Source organism: Mesorhizobium sp. WSM4823 (assembly GCF_055811195.1).
In genome coordinates, this window is the sequence record NZ_JBVVQL010000015.1 from 56,895 (window position 1) to 73,232 (window position 16,338).

Sequence of the window (16,338 nt, forward strand, 5' to 3'; positions counted from 1 at the left end):
TACGGCCATGTGGAGGTTTTACGGCCAATCGCAGATGTCAGAGATTGGCGACTGCACCCGGCGCGAGGCCGGGCTTCTTAACGCTACCGAGCAAGCCTTCTCAGCTGGCCTGCACCTTGCCGGCGGCTTGGTCCTCGGCCAGCTTCTGCTGGAACATCTGCGCGAAATCGATCGGGTCGAGCATCAGGGGCGGGAAGCCGCCATTGCGCGTCGATTCGGCAATGATCTGCCTCGCGAACGGGAACAAGAGCCGCGGGCATTCGATGAACAGCAGCGGCAGCATATGCTCCTGCGGGAAACCGCTGATGGCGAACACGCCGCCATAGACCAGCTCGACGTTGAACAGCACTTCCTGATCGAAGGACGCCTTGGCGTTCAGCGTCAAATTGACGTCGAACTGCTTGTCCGAAAGCGGGTTGGCGTTGACATTGACGTTGATGGCAATGCCGGGGGCCTTGTCGCGGCCGCGCAGCGAGTTCGGCGCGCCGGGGCTTTCGAAGGAAAGATCCTTCACATATTGGGCGAGCACGTTGAGGGAAGGCTGCGCCGCGTTGCCGTTGCCATTGGCCGCGCCGGTCGGCGCGTCGTCTTTGCTGGCCATAAGCCTTGTCCTTTTGCCTGGGCAGCGTTGCTGACCGGATTGAAATCGGGCGTTCGCTACCATGGTCGGCATGACAAGACAAGGTTTGCCGACCCCTTCGCCGCTCCTGGTGCATGTCGCCCAAAAGCATGCCCTCGGGCGTGACCCGAGGGTGCGCAGCGGTTTTGTGACAACGACATGCATAAAAACGAAGGCTTAAAGCGCTTCGATTTGAATCCGCTTCAACGCGACGCGCTTCAGTCGTCCTTGAGGCGGCGCCAGGGAGAACTGTGATCCGGCCCACGCCCGTGATCGTCGCCGCGCGAATAGTCGCCGTCGTCGAGATCGATGGTCTTGTCGGGTTGCCGGGCGTGGAAACCGCCGGTGCCGAAATTGGTCGCCAGCACGATGCGGCCTTTCAGCAGGCGCCAGGCAAGGTCGCGGACCGGCGGCAGGAACAGCAGAATGCCGAAAATGTCTGTTATGAAGCCGGGAATGATGAGCAGGATCGCCGCCAGCACGACCATGGCGCCGTGCGCGAGCTGGCGGCTTGGATCACGTCCGGCGTCCATTTCGGCACGGACCCGGCTCATCACCCCAAAACCCTGGTATCGCAACAACAGCGCGCCGGCGATGCTTGAAGCCAGCACCAGGCCGACCGTCGCCAATGCGCCGACCTGGCGGCCGACAACGACGAAACCGGCGATCTCCAGCAGCGGAAGCGCGAGAATGAACAGGGGAAGCAGCGAAATACGCAAATCTTGACCGATCGTTTCCATGTTTTGCCGGCCGGCGAGCAATCGCCGCTGGCACTGGACCTTTTAGATAGGTATGCCTGCCTTTGATTTGAATGATTGCACCTTGCGTTCTATATGCTTTGAATGTTGAACGCTATGCGATCGCGGCCATTGTTAGGCCGGTGGTCCGGCCGGAGTAGGGATTGATTGGCGGAAGATATGGGATTCTTCGACTTCGGCACGATTTTCTTTCTGATTGCGGCGGTTGTGATCTTTTTCCAGCTGCGCAATGTGCTCGGCCGTCGCACCGGCAGCGAGCGCCCGCCCTTCGACCCCTATGCGGCGAACCGAACGCGCGAGGACGCAGCCCAGAAATCAGAGAATGTGGTCTCGCTGCCGCGCAAGCGGGCGCCGGGAGAGCCGCCAGTCGACGCCTATGCGGCGATCGACGCCTTCGCCAAGCCGGACACCGATCTCAACAAGGGCTTGCGCACGATCAAGGACAATGATCCGTCATTCGACCCCAAGACCTTCGTCGACGGCGCCAAGATGGCCTATGAGATGATCGTCATGGCCTATGCCGATGGCGACCGCAAGACGCTCAAGAACCTGTTGTCGCGCGAGGTCTATGACGGCTTTGTCGCGGCCATCGGCGACCGCGAGGCGAAATCGGAAAAGATCCAGTCTTCCTTCGTCGGCATCGACAAGGCCGATATCGTTTCCGCCGAGATGAAGGGCGGCGAGGCGCATATCACGCTGCGCATCGTCAGCGAGCTGATTTCGGCGACGCGCGACAAGGCCGGCGCCGTCATCGATGGCGATCCCGAGACCGTCGCCGAAGTCAAGGATGTCTGGACCTTCGCCCGCGATACGCGCTCGCGCGATCCGAACTGGAAGCTCGTCGCCACCGAAGAAGAAGACTGAACTGCGGCGGCGGGGCCTGTCGTGTCGCTTTCTCAGGCTTTCAGCGAAAAATCCTTTGACGATCTGCCCGGCTGGGACGAGGACGACCATCTGGCTGCGTTCGCTGCTTTCCGGCGTTCGGCCTTTCATGTCCTGACAAAACCCTATCGTTCCGGCGGGCTCGGCGTCGACTTCGATGCCTTCACCGAAGCCTACGCTGTAGCCCGCACGGTTGCGCCAGCGGACCGAGCGCAAGCCCGCGCTTTCTTCGAGTATCATTTCGTTCCGGCTCTCATAGAGGCGGAAAGCGGTGGCGCCGGCCTGGTAACCGGCTTCTATGAACCCGTGGTCGACGCCTCACCGGTGCGAACCGAACGATTTACGGTGCCGCTGCTGTCGCGCCCGGCCGATCTCGTCGGCATAGACGACGCCAACCGGCCGCCCGGCATGGACCCTTATCTCGCCTTCGGCCGCGACACGCCTGACGGACCGGTCGAATATTTCGACCGTGGCGAGATCGAGCGCGGCGCGCTGGCGGACAGGAGCCTGGAAATCGCCTGGCTCGCCAACAAGGTCGACGCCTTCTTCATCCATGTGCAGGGTTCTGCGCGGCTCACCATGACCGACGGCCGGCTTTGCCGCGTCACCTATGCCGCCAAGTCCGGCCAGCGCTTTACCGGACCGGGCAAGATCCTGAGTGAGCTAGGCGAAATCCCGCTGCAAGCGGTGACCATGGAGTCGATCCGCGCCTGGTTCAAGGCGCATCCGGATCGCATCGACGAGATCCTGTGGCGCAACCGCTCATATATTTTTTTCCGCGAGATTTCCTTTAGCGAGCCGGGGGTCGACGACCCGGAACTCGGGCCGATCGCCGCCGCCAAGGTGCCGCTGACGCCGGGTCGCTCCGTCGCTGTCGACCGGCTGCTCCATACATTCGGCACGCCGTTCTACATCGACGCGCCGTCGCTGAACGCCTTCGACGGAAAGCCGTTCCGGCGTTTGATGATCGCGCAGGACACCGGCTCGGCCATCACCGGACCGGCCCGCGGCGATTTGTTCGCCGGATCGGGCGATGCAGCCGGCGAGATCGCCGGCGTCGTCCGCAATCCTGCCGACTTCTATGCGCTGCTGCCGCGTCGGCTCGTTCCGGGAGCGGGGCGATGACCCGGCGCATCGACAGACTGAGCGAGGACGACCGGGTCCTGTGGAACCTGGTGGCGCGAACGGCCAAGCCGCTGAAGGGCAGGACCGCCGTCACCAGTCCCGACATTGGCCCTGAAATCGGCCCTGAAATCGACGACGACATGAAGCCGCCGCCGCGTGCCCAGGCCATGGCTCCGGCTGCGGCGGCGAAAGCAAAGACGCAGCACGTTTCGCATGCGCTCGACGAACCGACGCTGGAAAAGCTGTCGAAGGGGCGGTTGCCGATCGAAGGCCGCGTCGACCTGCACGGCCTGACCCAGGACGAAGCCTATTCGTTATTGTTCTCCTTCCTGCACCGGGCGCATGCCGGCGGCATCCGCTATGTGCTGGTCATCACCGGCAAGGGTTCCTCGTCGGGCGGCGACGGTGTGTTGCGCCGCGCCGTGCCCGCCTGGCTGGCGACCCCGGCATTCAGGCCGCTCGTCTCCAGCCACGACCATGCCGCCCGCAACCATGGCGGCTCGGGCGCGCTCTATGTCCGCCTGCGAAGGACGCGCGCATGAGGACGAACTTGTGACGCCGTTCGGCGAAAAGCTTCGCGCGCTGCGAAGTGAACGTGGCGTCAGCCAAAAGGCCATGGCCGAGGCGATCGGTGTCAGTGCCGCCTATCTGTCGGCGCTGGAGCATGGCCGCCGCGGCGCGCCGACCTGGACGCTGATCCAGAAGATCATCGGCTATTTCAATGTCATATGGGACGATGCGGAGGAACTCGCGCGGCTGGCCGAGACCTCGCACCCGCGGGTGAAGCTCGACACGTCGGGCCTTACTCCCGCCGCCACCGAGCTTGCCAATCTCCTGGCCGAAAACATCGAAAAACTCGACGAAGCCGAGCTTCGCCGCATCACAGCATCGATCCGTGCCGCGCTGAAGCGGCCAAAGTGATAACCCCTACTGGACCGCGCCGACCAGAACCTGCTGGCCATCACGGATCGAGACCCAGCGGCCGGTATTGTCGATCGCCTGCCGCTTGAGGAAGCGGTAGCCGGTCCGGTCCCACAAGCGGACCTTTTCGTCCAGATTGTCGAGGATGTAGTCGCCCTTGCTCGTGCGCACCGTCAGCACTGCATGGCCTTCGCCGTCGGGCTTGCGCACCACGGTCATCAGAAGATCGGCGTAAGACACGCCCAAGCGGTTCAATTCGCGACGCTTCTCCAGGACATAGTCCTCACAGTCGCCAACACCCTTGACCGGATAGGCCCAGACCTCGTCCTTGCCGTAGATGTCGAAGTCGCTTATCGGCTTGACCGAGGCGTTGACCTTGGCGTTGACGCTGAGCATCTTGCGCCAGAGCGAGCCGGTCATGGTGGCGGGAGAGAGATCACCCGGGCGGATTGAGCACTCGGCCGGATTGGTCTTGCAGAAATCGTAATGGCCGATCGGCTGCGACGTCGGGCCGCCGGTTGCCATTGGTCCGGCCGCCGAAGCCGCCGTCGACCAGCCTGCCGCAAGTGCCAGCCCTGCGAGTGCGCACACGCGCACCTTTCTCGCCATTGGTGAGGAAATCATTGTCCCCCTCGTCCCTTGTTGTTAACGAAACGTTAAGGGCGATTAACAGTCCCGTCAATTATACGAACGGCCAGATTTGCGACATGGTTACCGGCGCGGCCGAAAGCGCGGCTATTGTGCAACAGGTCGATTTGAGCGGCCGCTACCATCCGGGCCTCATCTTACTTTTTGGCGGTGCGGACCAGCTTCGGCTTCACTGCAACGCGGGTCTGGCGGCCATAGCTGGTGATGAAGTCGACGATGCGTGGCACGATTTCGGAGCGGAAGCGCGAGCCGTTGAAGACGCCGTAATGGCCGACCGCCGGCTGCATGTAGTGGGCGTGCCTGTCGGCGGGGATGTTGACGCACAGATCGTGCGCGGCCTGGGTCTGGCCGAGGCCGGAAATGTCGTCGTTCTCGCCCTCGACCGTGAACAGGGCGACATTGCGGATCGCTGAGGGATCGACGGCCACGCCGCGATGCGTCATTTCGCCCTTGGGCAAGGCATGGCGGACAAACACGGTGTCGACCGTCTGCAGGTAGAATTCCGCCGTCAGATCCATCACCGCCATATATTCGTCGTAGAAGTCGCGGTGCTTCTCGGCATTGTCGCCATCATGCTTCACCAGATGCATGAAGAAGTCCTTGTGGGCGATGATGTGGCGGTCGAGGTTCATGCTCATGAAGCCTGAAAGCTGCAAGAAGCCGGGATAGACTTCGCGGCCGAAGCCCGGCACCGGCCACGGCGCCTGCATGATGACGTTGTCGCGGAACCAGTCGATGCCCTTTTCCTCGGCCAGAAGGTTGACCGCGGTCGGATTGCGGCGCGTATCGATCGGCCCGCCCATCAGCGTCATCGTAGAGGGAACGAACGGATCGCCGCGCGTTTCCATCAGCGCCACCGCCGCCAGCACCGGCACCGAGGGCTGGCACACCGCCATGACATGGGTGTCGGGTCCCAGCGCGTGCAGCATGTCGATGATGTAGTCGATGTAGTCGTCGAGGTCGAAGCTGCCGTCGCTGAGCGGCACCATGCGGGCGTCGACCCAGTCGGTAATGTGCACGTCGGCATGGGGCAGCATCGCCTCGACCGTGCCGCGCAGCAGCGTCGCATAATGGCCCGACATCGGCGCCACGATCAGCAGCTTCGGATCGGGCCGGCGGCCGGCGGGAACCGCCCGCTCGAAACGGAGCAGATTGCAGAAGGGCCGCGACCACACCGTCTTTTCGGTGACGTCGACGCTTTTCCAGTCGACCACGGTCTTCGCCAGGCCGAATTGCGGCTTGCTGTAGCGGCGCGTCGTGCGCTCGAACAATTCGGCCGTTGCCGCGACCGAGCGGCCCCAGGACGTGTGCGAAAGCGGATTGAGCGGATTAGTGTAGAGCATCCGCACCGCATCGGCATAGAGGCGGGCCGGCTGCAGGGCGGCGTGGTTCAATTCGTAAAGCTGGTAGAACATCGAGAACCCCGCTGCTGCGACCAAAGGGACGACGGCAGCGCCGAGCCTTAGATGTCTCGCGCGGACGTTAACAACAAATTGCTGCGATGCAATACGTCAAGTGACGTGATTTATGCTTATCCTTTCGTCCAAGGCGTTGAAAATCGGCTTTGAACGGTGCGAGCCGGCTTATTGTGCGACTGCGAAGGCGCCGGGGAGACACGGGCAATCGCCTCAGGTTTGCGGCCATCCGGCCGTGAAGCCGGACGGCATGTCTCAGCCTGGCATCACACCCGGGCCGTGCACACCGAGGTATGGCCCGAGCTGATGAAGCCGAGCCGCCTGGCGGCGCCCTTCGACAGGTCGATCACGCGGCCCTTGATGAACGGGCCGCGGTCGTTGATGCGCACGACGACGCTGCGGCCATTGTTGCGGTTGGTCACCTTCAGCTTGGTGCCGAAAGGCAAGGTGCGGTGAGCGGCGGTCAGTGCCGACGGGTTCATCCGCTCGCCGGAAGCTGTCTTCGAATGCAACGCGTACCAGGAGGCGCGGCCGCATTGAGCGGCGGCAGGAGAGGTGGATGCGCCGACCATTAGGCCAGCCGCGATCGTCGCCGCGACAAGCGCGGTCTGGTTGGATTTCTTCATCGGTGGGGAATGGGCTCCATTGACAGACCCAAAGCCGTTGGGGCGGAATGAGGCGGCAAATGCGGCAGCGATCTGGCGGTTCCATGGCAACGTTACACGTTTGGAGTCGGTGCGAAACAATCTGTCAGAGGTTTTCTGTGAGACTAGTGCGGAACTTTGATGATGTTCGCGCTGATGTTCGAGATGTCTTCGGTAAGATCGGGCGTCGAGGTACAAGATCAGGTGAGCGCGATAGGATCTCTTCCTATCACTCTTGCATCGCGATCATGGCGCAATCGAGGATCGACTTGGAAAGGAAGTTCCGGTGACGAGATTGATCAAAAATCTGCTGGCGCTGATTGTGATCGCCATCGGTGCGCTCTGGTCGCTGCAAGGCATCGGCCTCGTCGGCGGCAGCTTCATGACCGGCCAGTCGCAATGGCTCTATATCGGCATCATCACCGCGCTGGTCGGGCTGGTCGGATTGGTGTGGGCGAACCCGCGCGGCTGAGCCAACGCGTGCTGAATGTCTAGTGGCAGGGATCAGATGAGATAGCGCGGCGCCGTTCACTGTGACCAATACTGCCAGGCCCAGTAGAAGCCTTCGTCTCGCGGCGGCAGGCGGCTGCGCTCGGCGTCCAATTGGACAGGGACTGGCGATCTCGGCTTGTCCTCGGCCGGCTGTTTGTCCCTGGCCTGGATCAGGCGAAGCCGGCTGTCAAGAAAGGCAAACAGCGTTGCGGTGGAATGGTCCATCACTGTCTCTCCTTTGTTCACTCCCGTCCTGCCCATGGAACGAGCGCGCGCTCGAGCCTGCGGATGATGAATTCGAGCACGAAGGCGATGGCCGCGATCACCAGGATGCCCATCACCACCACGTCGGTGACGAGGAACTGGGCGGCCGACTGGATCATGAAGCCAAGCCCGCGCGTCGCCGCCACCAGTTCGGCGGCGACCAGCGTCGACCAGCCGGCGCCAAGTGCGATGCGCAGGCCGGTCAGGATCGAGGGCAGGGCGCTGGGCAGGATCACATGCCGTATGACCTGCGCCCGCGTCGCGCCAAGCGAACGGGCCGCGTTGACGCGCTCCTGCGAGACGCCGCGAACGCTAGATGCCGTCGACAGCGCGACCGGTGCCAGCATGGCGATGGCGATTATCAGGATCTTCGACGGCTCGCCGATGCCGAACCAGATGATGACCAGCGGCAGATAGGCGAGCGGCGGGATCGGCCGCAGGAATTCCAGCAGCGGATCGAAGATGCCGCGACCTATCACGCTGGTGCCGATGGCCAACCCGACAGGAACGCCGACGATGACGGCCGCGACCAGCGCCGCGAACACGCGGCCCAGGCTCGCGACGATATGCTGGGCAAGCGTCGCGTCCACAAAACCATCGCCGACGACGGCAATGAACTTGGTCCAGACGGCAGCAGGCGACGGAAGAAAGACCGGCGACACCAGTTGCAGGCGAGCCGACAGCGCCCATGCCGCCAGCGTGGCCAGAATGGTGACAGTGCTGACCACGCGTGCCGAAACCCGGCCCCGTTTTGGCCGCGACCACGGCACCGTCAAGGCGTCGGTCTCGTCGGCCTCGTCGGCCTTGGCGCCGGTGTTGGCAATTGGCCGTTCCGTGTAGGAGGAGACGGTCATGCCGCCTCTCCCTCGAAGATCGCGTCGGTCAGCTCGCCGCGGGCCGCCGCGAAGGCCGGATCGGCCTTGATGCCGCGGATGGGCTCGCCGGCCGCATAGCGCCGGCTGAAGCCGGTTTCGAAAGTCCGCACCACCCGGCCCGGCCCGGGTGCCAGCACCACGATGCGGGTGGCGAGCACCAGCGCTTCCTCGATGCCATGCGTGACCATCAGCACGCCGACATGGCTTGCGGTCCACAGATCGAGCAGCGTCGTCTGCATGCGCTCGCGCGTCAGCGCGTCGAGCGCGCCCAGCGGCTCGTCGAGCAGCAGGAATTGCGGTTCGGCGGCGAGAGCGCGGGCCAGCCCGACGCGCTGGCGCATGCCGCCGGAAAGCTCCCAGATATGCTTGTCGCCGGCGCCCTCGAGCTTCACCAGCCTGAGCAGCTCGTCGGCGCGCCGCGTCCGCTCGTCCGGCCGGACGCCGCGCAGCCTGAGGGCAAAGGCGACATTTTCCCGTGCGGTCAGCCACGGAAACAGCGCATCGTTCTGAAACACGACGGCCCGGTCCGAGCCGGGCGCGGTGATCGGCCTACCACCGATCGTGGCGCTGCCGCGCGCCGGTTCGACCAGACCGGCGGCAACATTGAGCAGTGAGGTCTTGCCGCAGCCGGAGCGGCCGACCAGAACGACGAAGTCGTGCTTGGCGACATCGATCGACACGCGCTCGACGGCTGACGCCGGCTGGCCGTCATAATGGACAGAGACTTTGTCGAGCACGAGATGCGTCATGTGGCCTCGCTGATAGTCCGAATCTCCCTGTCCCGAAGCCGCTCCTCGTCTGCGGCTCCGGGACAGGCAGCACGCGGCGTTAGGGAGGAGAACCGCGCGCGTCTTTCCGGAACCAACAGTTCCGGACTCCTGCACTCAGTTCGAGGCAAGCGCCTCGCTGACATATTTCGACGACACATATTTCGAATAGTCGGGCAGCACGGCGTCGACCTTGCCCTGCTCCTTGAGGAAGGCGGATGTCGCCTCGACCGCCTTGACCGTGCCGCCACCGAGGAATTTGTCCGAGGCCTGCTCTCCGAGCGTCGGGAAGACATAGCCCCTGAGCAGCTGCGGCACGTCGTCCAGCTTGGCGCCGGTGAGCTTGGCGATCTTTGCCGCTTGTGGCGACGACACCGACCAGGCGTCCGGCTTGGCCAGGAACTCGGCGTAGGCCGCACCAGTCACCTTGACGAAGTCGCGCACCGCTTCCGGGTTCTTCTCGGCAAAATCGGTGCGCACGATCCAGGCGTCGAAGGTCGGCGCGCCCCACGCGGCGACCTGCGAGGAGTCCAGTACGACCTTGCCGGACGTCTTGATCTGGCCGAGCGCCGGATCCCAGACATAGGCCGCGTCTATGTCGCCGCGCGCCCAGGCCGCTGCGATCTCCGGCGGCCTGAGATTGAGGATCTCGACCGATTTCGGATCGACGCCCTCATGCTTCAGCGCGGCAAGCAGGCTGTAATGCGTCGTCGAGACGAAGGGCACAGCCACTTTCTTGCCGGCGAGGTCGGCGACCTTTTCGATGCCGGCGCCGTTGCGGGCGACAAGGGCTTCGGATTCACCGATCAGGCCGACGATGAAAATGGTCTGGATCGGAAGCTCGCGGCTGGCGGCCGCCGCCAGCGGGCTCGATCCGACATAGCCGATGTCGACCGAACCGGAAGCGACGGCGGCGATCACGTCGGCGCCGGAATCGAACTTCCGCCAGTCGATGGCCGCCTTGGTCGTGCTCTCATAAACGCCGTCTGCCTGCGGCACTTTCGAAGGTTCGACCACCGTCTGGTAGCCGATGGTGATCTTGAGGTCTTGCGCCTCGGCCGGGCCGAGGAAGGCGGCGCCTGCCAGGGCTGCTGACGACAGGAGAACGATGCGCCGTGAAATGATGGACATGAAAGGGCTCCTTCAAAAGAGAAAACCGGATTGCCCCGCATAGTCGTCTAATTCTATCGTTCTTGTAGAGTTAAATCCTTCCAACAGCGGCAGGTTTGGTGGAAAAAAGCTGTCGGCTAGTGGCTGGCGAGCGGATCGAGCGGCTGCGGCGGGTCGTTGCAGCAGGTGGCGTCAAAAACCTTGCAGATCAGGCTTCGACGCTGACCGGGTTGCGACCGGCCACAGTCGGCCCGCACTGGAATTCCCCATCAGCCCACTGGCTTAAAAATCCATGCCTCAAACAGCCGACGAATTGGAACCTGATTCCCTGTCTCAGCGGGTAACTACAGTATTCTTATGGACATAGGGAGTTGACGAGATGAGCGACGATACCCCCCGTACTCCGGCGATCGCTCGTGGCGTCGGGCCACATGCTCCGATGCGTGCGAGCCGTGTTTCTGTGTCCTCGGCGTCACAAGCCTGGCCCAAAATCGCTGCCACGGCTTGAAAACCAAGCAAAATCAACAGCAACTGGCTTGTATATCATGTCACTAGAAATTATGTGTCATGCAGGCTTGGACGCGGCGGGGACGCACGCCAGGCGTTTGGCAACCGATGGTCTTGCGCCATCGCATGACAGAGAAACAGTCGGTCTATGCTCACGAAAAAGGGCAAGTACGGCCTTAAGGCGCTCGTACATCTTGCGCAGCTGCCGGTTGGACAGCTCGCCTTCGTTGGCGACATCGCCACCGGGAACAACATCCCGAAGAAGTTTCTCGACGCCATCCTCGGCGAATTGCGCAATGCCGGTTTCGTCCAGAGCCGCAAGGGCAAGGAGGGCGGCTATCGCCTGGCGCGGCCGGCGGATGAAATCAAGATCGGCCATGTCGTGCGCGTGCTCGACGGACCGCTCGCCCCCATTCCTTGCGCCAGCCGCACCCAGTATCAGCGCTGTGAAGACTGCAACGAGGCGACATGCCAAGTCCGACACCTGATGCTGGAGGTCCGGCAGGCGATCGCCGAGGTCCTGGACCAGCGCAGCCTCGCCGAGATGCGCGATTTCGCCAGCGACGAAGACCTTTCGGCTGCGTTGAAAATCCAGGCCTGAACCAACGACGCCGGAACCAATGGCGCCTGAGGCAATTGGTGCGCGAATGACCAGTCGCGCAAATTCGATCGCCCCAAGTTCAATCATCATTGTCGGTGGCGGCGCCAGCGGCGTCATCCTTGCCGCACATCTGTTGAAATCGCCCAATCCCGATCTCCGCATAACCCTGATCGAAAAGCGCCCGCATTTCGGTCAAGGCATCGCCTACTCCACGCTGCTGTCGGCGCATGTGCTGAATGTCAGCGCGGCCGGCATGAGCGCCTATGCCGACGACCCCGGCAATTTCTGGCGCTGGCTGCTCGAACGCGGCCTGGCAACCCCAGAGCAGGCGCCGGTCTATGCGCCGCGCAGCGTCTATGCCCGCTACCTGAAGGAACTGCTGGACGAGCTCGAGGCCCGCGAGACGGGTCGTCTTCGCCTGATCCGCGAGGAGAGCCTGTCGATCTCACCAACCGCCTCCGGGGTCGAGGTGACGCTGGCCAACGGCACCAGCGTCGTCGCCCACCTTGCCGTGCTGGCGACTGGACATGACGAGGAGCCGGGCGCTGGCCAGGGCCACGCGATCAGGATAGGATCGGAAGCCGACACCACGCTCGACCCCGAAGCCCGAGTCCTGGTGCTGGGCACCGGCTTGAGCATGGTCGATGCCTTCCTGTCGCTCCAACAGCGCGGCCATCGCGGCGATATCGTCGCGTTGTCCAGGCGCGGCCTGCTGCCTTCGCCGCACCGCAAGGGCAATCCGATCAAGCTCGACGTTGCCGACATTCCGCTCGGCACCCAGCTTTCCTATTTCGTCGGCTGGTTCCGCGACCTGATCCGGGAAAACCAGCAAGCCGGCATCGACTGGCGCGACGTCGTCGATGGTCTGAGGCCCTTCAACCAGAAGATCTGGCAAAACTGGCCGTCTTCCGCCAAGCGCCGTTTCGTCGAGCACACCAAGGCATGGTGGGACATCCACCGCCATCGCATGGCGCCGGAAGTCTACGCCCGCGTTACAGAGGCGGTCCACTCGGGCCGCATCCGGCTTGTCGCCGGGCGCGTCGTCAACATCGCCGCCGGCGATGGGTTCACCGTGCAGATCCAGTCGCGCCATACGCAGCGTCTCGAAACGATCGATGTCGCCCGCATCTACGATTGCAGCGGCATCGCCAGGGATATCTCGACCACCTCGAACAGCGTGGTGCGGTCACTGGTCGAGCGCGGGCTGGCCCGGCCGGATCCGCTGCGCCTTGGCCTCGACGTATCTGACAATTGCGAGGTCATTGCCAGCGACGGAACGGTATCGGCCAAGATCCTCGCCGTCGGCCCGCTGACGCGCGGCACTTTCTTCGAGATCGACGCCATTCCCGATATCCGCGTGCAGTGTGCGCGGCTGGGAAAACGGCTGCTGGGTTAGGATATGACTGGTGAGGTCGGCGCTCTACGGCGCCCCCCTCTGGCCTGCCGGCCATCTCCCCCTCAAGGGGGGAGATTGGACTTCGCATCTGCCTTCGCCAATCTCCAGCGTTGAAGAAAAGGTGAGACGTTGAAACTGCCGATCTCCCCCCTTGAGGGGGAGATGTCCGGCAGGACAGAGGGGGGCGCTGTCCCGCCGCCATGCAGCGATTAGCTTGACGGTGCGGTTGTGGCCACAAACTGGATTCCCATTCCTCGTCTGGCCAATGGATTAGCACGATCTATCTTCTTTCCGACTGCAAACGGCTGGAAAAGACGATAGGCTGGCAGCCTGCCCAAGGCGGTCGCTTGACCATGGAGCATCTGATATGAGCAAGCACAAGATCGTGGCACGGGACGATGACCTGTCTCGCCTGCGTCCGCCCTATGCATCGGTTCTCGACCTGATCGGGCAGACGCCTGTCGTCGAGCTGACCAAATTCGATATCGGCAAATGCCGGCTGTTCATCAAGCTCGAAAGCCAGAATCCCGGCGGTTCGATCAAGGACCGCATTGCGCTGTCGATGATCGCCGCCGCCGAAAAACAGGGCAGACTGAAGCGCGGCGGCACCATCGTCGAGGCCACCGCCGGCAACACCGGTCTCGGCCTCGCCCAGGTCGGCATCCCCAAGGGCTACCGCATCATCCTCGTCGTGCCCGACAAGATGTCGCGCGAAAAAATCCAGCATCTGCGCGCGCTCGGCGCCGAAGTGCGCATGACCCGTTCCGATGTCGGCAAGGGTCACGCGGAATACTATCAGGATATGGCGGAGAAGATCGCCGCCGAGCTGCCCGGCGCCTTCTATGCCAACCAGTTCGCCAACCCGGCCAATCCGCTGGCCCACGAAACCACGACCGGCCCGGAAATCTTTCAACAGCTCGATGGCGATGTTGACGCGGTGGTCGTCGGCGTCGGCTCGGGCGGCACGCTGACCGGGCTTGGCCGCTATTTCGCTCAAGTCTCGCCGAAGACCGAAATGATTCTCGCCGATCCTGTCGGCTCGGTGCTGGCGCCGCTGATCAAGACCGGCAAGATGGAAGAGGCCGGAAGCTGGACCGTGGAGGGCATCGGCGAGGATTTCGTCCCGCCCAATGCCGATCTGTCGCTGGTCAAGAAGGCCTATTCCATCACCGACAAGCAGAGCATGCTGGCCGTCCGCGACCTGTTGTCAAAAGAAGGCATCCTCGCCGGCTCGTCCTCGGGAACGCTGCTTTCGACGGCGCTTCGCTATTGCCGCGAGCAGACCGTGCCGAAACGGGTGGTCACCTTCGTCTGCGACAGCGGCAACAAATATCTGTCGAAGGTGTTCGACGATTTCTGGCTGGCCGAGCAGGGCCTTGCCGAGCAGGAGCAGCATGGCGACCTGCGCGACCTGGTGATGCGCTCGCACCGTACCGGCGACACCGTCTATGTCGGCCCGGACGAAAGCCTGCTCAACGCCTATGGCCGCATGCGCCGCTCTGACGTTTCGCAACTGCCGGTGCTCGACGATGGCAAACTGGTCGGCATCATCGACGAAAGCGATATCCTCGCCCAGGTCGAAGGCCCCTATGACAGCCGCTGGGACCGTTTCAAGGCCCCGGTGCGCACGGCGATGACCTCCACCCTGCACACGCTGCAGGCCAGCCAGACGCTGGACGCGCTGCTGCCGGTGTTCGACCGCAACGAAGTCGCCATCGTCTTCGACGGCGACGAATTCATCGGCCTGATAACCCGCATCGACCTGATCAACCATCTGAGGCGCGCCCGATGACCATCAAAGCAACCGTATCGGGCAGGAACCGTCTGGCCTTCTCGACGCGCACGATCCATGGCGGCCAGAGCCACGACCCGACGACCGGCGCGGTGATGGTGCCGATCTATGCGACCTCGACCTATGGCCAGCAGAGCCCGGGCGTGCACAAGGGTTTTGAATATGCGCGCAGCCAGAACCCGACCCGCTTCGCCTTCGAGCGCGCGGTGGCCGACCTAGAAAGCGGCACAGCCGCCTTCGCCTTCGCTTCGGGGCTGGCGGCGATCGCCACCATTTTCGAGCTGCTCGATTCGGGCGCGCATGTCGTCGCCACCGACGACATCTATGGCGGCACCTTCCGGCTGCTGGAGCGGGTGCGCAAACGCTCGGCCAACCTGCAGGTCGACTTCGTCGATTTCACCGATCTTGCCGCAGTCGAAGCGGCGATCCGCCCGGAAACCAAAATGCTCTGGGTCGAGACGCCGACCAATCCGCTGCTGCGTGTCGTCGATCTCGAAGCGGTGGCCGCGCTGGCAAAGCGCAAAGGCGTGCTCTCGGTTGCAGACAACACCTTTTGCAGTCCCTATCTGCAGCGGCCGCTGGAGCTCGGCATCGACATATCAGTCCATTCGACGACCAAATACCTCAATGGCCATTCCGACATGGTCGGCGGCGTCGCCGTGGTCGGCGACAACAAGGACCTGGCCGACCGGCTGAAATTCCTGCAGAACGCCATCGGCGCCATATCAGGGCCGTTCGACAGTTTTCTGGCGCTGCGCGGCCTCAAGACCTTGGCGCTCAGGATGGAGCGCCATTCGTCGAACGGCCAGAAGATCGCGCATTGGCTGGAAAGCCGCCCCGACATCCGCCGCGTCATCTATCCCGGTCTCCCGAGCCACCCGCAGCACGCCATCGCCAGGCGGCAGATGCACGCCTTCGGCGGCATGATCACGGTCGAGCTCGACCGCGACCTTGCGGGGACAAAACGCTTCCTCGAACACACGCAACTGTTCACGCTGGCCGAAAGCCTCGGCGGCGTCGAAAGCCTGATCGAACACCCGGCGCTGATGACGCATGGCTCGATCCCGGCGAAAAAGCGCGCGGAGATTGGCATTTCCGATTCGCTAGTGCGGCTGTCGGCCGGGATTGAGGATGGTGATGATCTGATTGCGGATCTGGATCAGGCGCTGGCGAGTTGAGGGGAGTCCATGCTTGGCCGGTGATTAGAAGTTGTCGAGACCTCCGGCAGGACAGGGGGGCGTAAAGGATTGCCGACAAGCGGCGATTGTTCTGCATCGCACTCCTCCCCAACAAGATTTAGACCACTGGCACGCCCCCAGTAGTCGGGACAATGAAGCGAGAACGAGGTGAATTAAGCTCTATTGCGCTGCACCGCCAAAGCAAAACTGAACAGGGCCTGGAATATCAAGAACATGATAGTAATAATGATTAAGTTGTCTAACAAATTTGGTCCAAAAATCGAGATCTTTGTTCTGACGTCGAACAAAGAAAAAATTACGGCCGTATAAACAAACATAACAAA

The 16,338-nt window shown here is 63.0% G+C and carries 18 protein-coding genes; 9 read left to right on the forward strand and 9 right to left on the reverse strand.

Annotated features, from left to right (window positions below; genetic code table 11):
• Nucleotides 1-100: 100 nt before the first annotated feature.
• The gene (gene secB, locus AC0L26_RS27425; protein WP_473635386.1) at nt 101-601 is read right to left on the reverse strand and encodes a protein-export chaperone SecB; all 501 of its coding nucleotides are present in this window, start codon (nt 599-601) and stop codon (nt 101-103) included.
• 236 nt (nt 602-837) lie between these two features.
• Nucleotides 838-1,338, reverse strand: a complete 501-nt coding sequence (locus AC0L26_RS27430; protein ID WP_473635425.1) for an FxsA family protein — start codon at nt 1,336-1,338, stop codon at nt 838-840.
• Nucleotides 1,339-1,536: 198 nt separating this feature from the next.
• Between AC0L26_RS27430 and AC0L26_RS27435 the strand changes: the two genes are divergently transcribed.
• The 4 genes from AC0L26_RS27435 to AC0L26_RS27450 are packed head-to-tail and all read left to right on the forward strand — an operon-like array spanning nt 1,537 to nt 4,305.
• On the forward strand, nt 1,537-2,241 hold the full coding sequence (locus tag AC0L26_RS27435; protein ID WP_352936547.1) for a Tim44/TimA family putative adaptor protein: 705 nt from the start codon (nt 1,537-1,539) through the stop codon (nt 2,239-2,241).
• 21 nt (nt 2,242-2,262) lie between these two features.
• Complete coding sequence (gene mltA, locus AC0L26_RS27440; protein WP_473635387.1) at nt 2,263-3,384, forward strand: murein transglycosylase A; 1,122 nt, start codon at nt 2,263-2,265, stop codon at nt 3,382-3,384.
• The gene (locus AC0L26_RS27445; protein WP_473635388.1) at nt 3,381-3,926 is read left to right on the forward strand and encodes a Smr/MutS family protein; all 546 of its coding nucleotides are present in this window, start codon (nt 3,381-3,383) and stop codon (nt 3,924-3,926) included. The genes mltA and AC0L26_RS27445 overlap by 4 nt, the downstream gene beginning before the upstream one ends.
• Before the next feature lie 10 nt (nt 3,927-3,936).
• Nucleotides 3,937-4,305, forward strand: coding sequence for a helix-turn-helix domain-containing protein (locus AC0L26_RS27450; RefSeq protein ID WP_473635426.1), 369 nt, complete (start codon nt 3,937-3,939; stop codon nt 4,303-4,305).
• A gap of 6 nt (nt 4,306-4,311) precedes the next feature.
• Here the strand turns inward: AC0L26_RS27450 and AC0L26_RS27455 are convergent, their stop codons facing one another.
• From AC0L26_RS27455 to AC0L26_RS27465, 3 genes are all read right to left on the reverse strand, one after another.
• Complete coding sequence (locus tag AC0L26_RS27455; protein ID WP_473635389.1) at nt 4,312-4,929, reverse strand: transglutaminase-like cysteine peptidase; 618 nt, start codon at nt 4,927-4,929, stop codon at nt 4,312-4,314.
• A 161-nt stretch (nt 4,930-5,090) separates the two neighbouring features.
• Nucleotides 5,091-6,368 carry a polyhydroxyalkanoate depolymerase gene (locus AC0L26_RS27460; protein WP_473635390.1) on the reverse strand — a complete coding sequence of 426 codons (1,278 nt, stop codon included), beginning with the start codon at nt 6,366-6,368 and terminating at the stop codon, nt 5,091-5,093.
• Between the two features lie 266 nt (nt 6,369-6,634).
• Nucleotides 6,635-6,994: a septal ring lytic transglycosylase RlpA family protein gene (locus AC0L26_RS27465; protein ID WP_473635391.1), complete on the reverse strand. Its 360-nt coding sequence runs from the start codon at nt 6,992-6,994 to the stop codon at nt 6,635-6,637.
• A 304-nt stretch (nt 6,995-7,298) separates the two neighbouring features.
• Between AC0L26_RS27465 and AC0L26_RS27470 the strand changes: the two genes are divergently transcribed.
• On the forward strand, nt 7,299-7,484 hold the full coding sequence (locus AC0L26_RS27470; RefSeq protein WP_473635392.1) for a hypothetical protein: 186 nt from the start codon (nt 7,299-7,301) through the stop codon (nt 7,482-7,484).
• Between the two features lie 56 nt (nt 7,485-7,540).
• Here AC0L26_RS27470 and AC0L26_RS27475 read toward each other — a convergent pair whose 3' ends face one another.
• From AC0L26_RS27475 to tauA, 4 genes are all read right to left on the reverse strand, one after another.
• On the reverse strand, nt 7,541-7,729 hold the full coding sequence (locus AC0L26_RS27475) for a hypothetical protein (RefSeq protein WP_473635393.1): 189 nt from the start codon (nt 7,727-7,729) through the stop codon (nt 7,541-7,543).
• 17 nt (nt 7,730-7,746) lie between these two features.
• Entirely contained in the window at nt 7,747-8,622 is an 876-nt protein-coding gene (locus AC0L26_RS27480; RefSeq protein ID WP_473635394.1) for an ABC transporter permease subunit, read from the reverse strand.
• Entirely contained in the window at nt 8,619-9,392 is a 774-nt protein-coding gene (locus AC0L26_RS27485) for a taurine ABC transporter ATP-binding protein (protein WP_473635395.1), read from the reverse strand. Before AC0L26_RS27485 ends, AC0L26_RS27480 begins: the two co-directional genes overlap by 4 nt.
• 135 nt (nt 9,393-9,527) lie before the next feature.
• Entirely contained in the window at nt 9,528-10,541 is a 1,014-nt protein-coding gene (gene tauA, locus AC0L26_RS27490; RefSeq protein WP_473635396.1) for a taurine ABC transporter substrate-binding protein, read from the reverse strand.
• A 634-nt stretch (nt 10,542-11,175) separates the two neighbouring features.
• On the opposite strand from tauA, the gene AC0L26_RS27495 reads away from it, so the two are divergent.
• From AC0L26_RS27495 to AC0L26_RS27510, 4 genes are all read left to right on the forward strand, one after another.
• Nucleotides 11,176-11,628 carry an RrF2 family transcriptional regulator gene (locus AC0L26_RS27495; protein WP_352936524.1) on the forward strand — a complete coding sequence of 151 codons (453 nt, stop codon included), beginning with the start codon at nt 11,176-11,178 and terminating at the stop codon, nt 11,626-11,628.
• Between the two features lie 46 nt (nt 11,629-11,674).
• Nucleotides 11,675-13,024: an FAD/NAD(P)-binding protein gene (locus tag AC0L26_RS27500; RefSeq protein ID WP_473635397.1), complete on the forward strand. Its 1,350-nt coding sequence runs from the start codon at nt 11,675-11,677 to the stop codon at nt 13,022-13,024.
• A gap of 367 nt (nt 13,025-13,391) precedes the next feature.
• A complete protein-coding gene (locus AC0L26_RS27505) occupies nt 13,392-14,816 on the forward strand; it encodes a pyridoxal-phosphate dependent enzyme (protein ID WP_473635398.1) in 1,425 nt (474 codons plus the stop codon).
• On the forward strand, nt 14,813-15,994 hold the full coding sequence (locus AC0L26_RS27510) for a cystathionine gamma-synthase (protein ID WP_473635399.1): 1,182 nt from the start codon (nt 14,813-14,815) through the stop codon (nt 15,992-15,994). The genes AC0L26_RS27505 and AC0L26_RS27510 overlap by 4 nt, the downstream gene beginning before the upstream one ends.
• Nucleotides 15,995-16,338: the final 344 nt, after the last annotated feature.

Coding starts and splice junctions, on each gene's coding strand:
- secB (WP_473635386.1), bottom strand. CDS start 601: ATGGCCAGCAAAGACGACGCGCCGACCGGCGCGGCCAATGGCAACGGC.
- AC0L26_RS27435 (WP_352936547.1), top strand. CDS start 1,537: ATGGGATTCTTCGACTTCGGCACGATTTTCTTTCTGATTGCGGCGGTT.
- AC0L26_RS27445 (WP_473635388.1), top strand. CDS start 3,381: ATGACCCGGCGCATCGACAGACTGAGCGAGGACGACCGGGTCCTGTGG.
- AC0L26_RS27455 (WP_473635389.1), bottom strand. CDS start 4,929: ATGATTTCCTCACCAATGGCGAGAAAGGTGCGCGTGTGCGCACTCGCA.
- AC0L26_RS27460 (WP_473635390.1), bottom strand. CDS start 6,368: ATGTTCTACCAGCTTTACGAATTGAACCACGCCGCCCTGCAGCCGGCC.
- AC0L26_RS27465 (WP_473635391.1), bottom strand. CDS start 6,994: ATGAAGAAATCCAACCAGACCGCGCTTGTCGCGGCGACGATCGCGGCT.
- AC0L26_RS27475 (WP_473635393.1), bottom strand. CDS start 7,729: ATGGACCATTCCACCGCAACGCTGTTTGCCTTTCTTGACAGCCGGCTT.
- AC0L26_RS27480 (WP_473635394.1), bottom strand. CDS start 8,622: ATGACCGTCTCCTCCTACACGGAACGGCCAATTGCCAACACCGGCGCC.
- AC0L26_RS27485 (WP_473635395.1), bottom strand. CDS start 9,392: ATGACGCATCTCGTGCTCGACAAAGTCTCTGTCCATTATGACGGCCAG.
- tauA (WP_473635396.1), bottom strand. CDS start 10,541: ATGTCCATCATTTCACGGCGCATCGTTCTCCTGTCGTCAGCAGCCCTG.
- AC0L26_RS27495 (WP_352936524.1), top strand. CDS start 11,176: ATGCTCACGAAAAAGGGCAAGTACGGCCTTAAGGCGCTCGTACATCTT.
- AC0L26_RS27500 (WP_473635397.1), top strand. CDS start 11,675: ATGACCAGTCGCGCAAATTCGATCGCCCCAAGTTCAATCATCATTGTC.
- AC0L26_RS27505 (WP_473635398.1), top strand. CDS start 13,392: ATGAGCAAGCACAAGATCGTGGCACGGGACGATGACCTGTCTCGCCTG.
- AC0L26_RS27510 (WP_473635399.1), top strand. CDS start 14,813: ATGACCATCAAAGCAACCGTATCGGGCAGGAACCGTCTGGCCTTCTCG.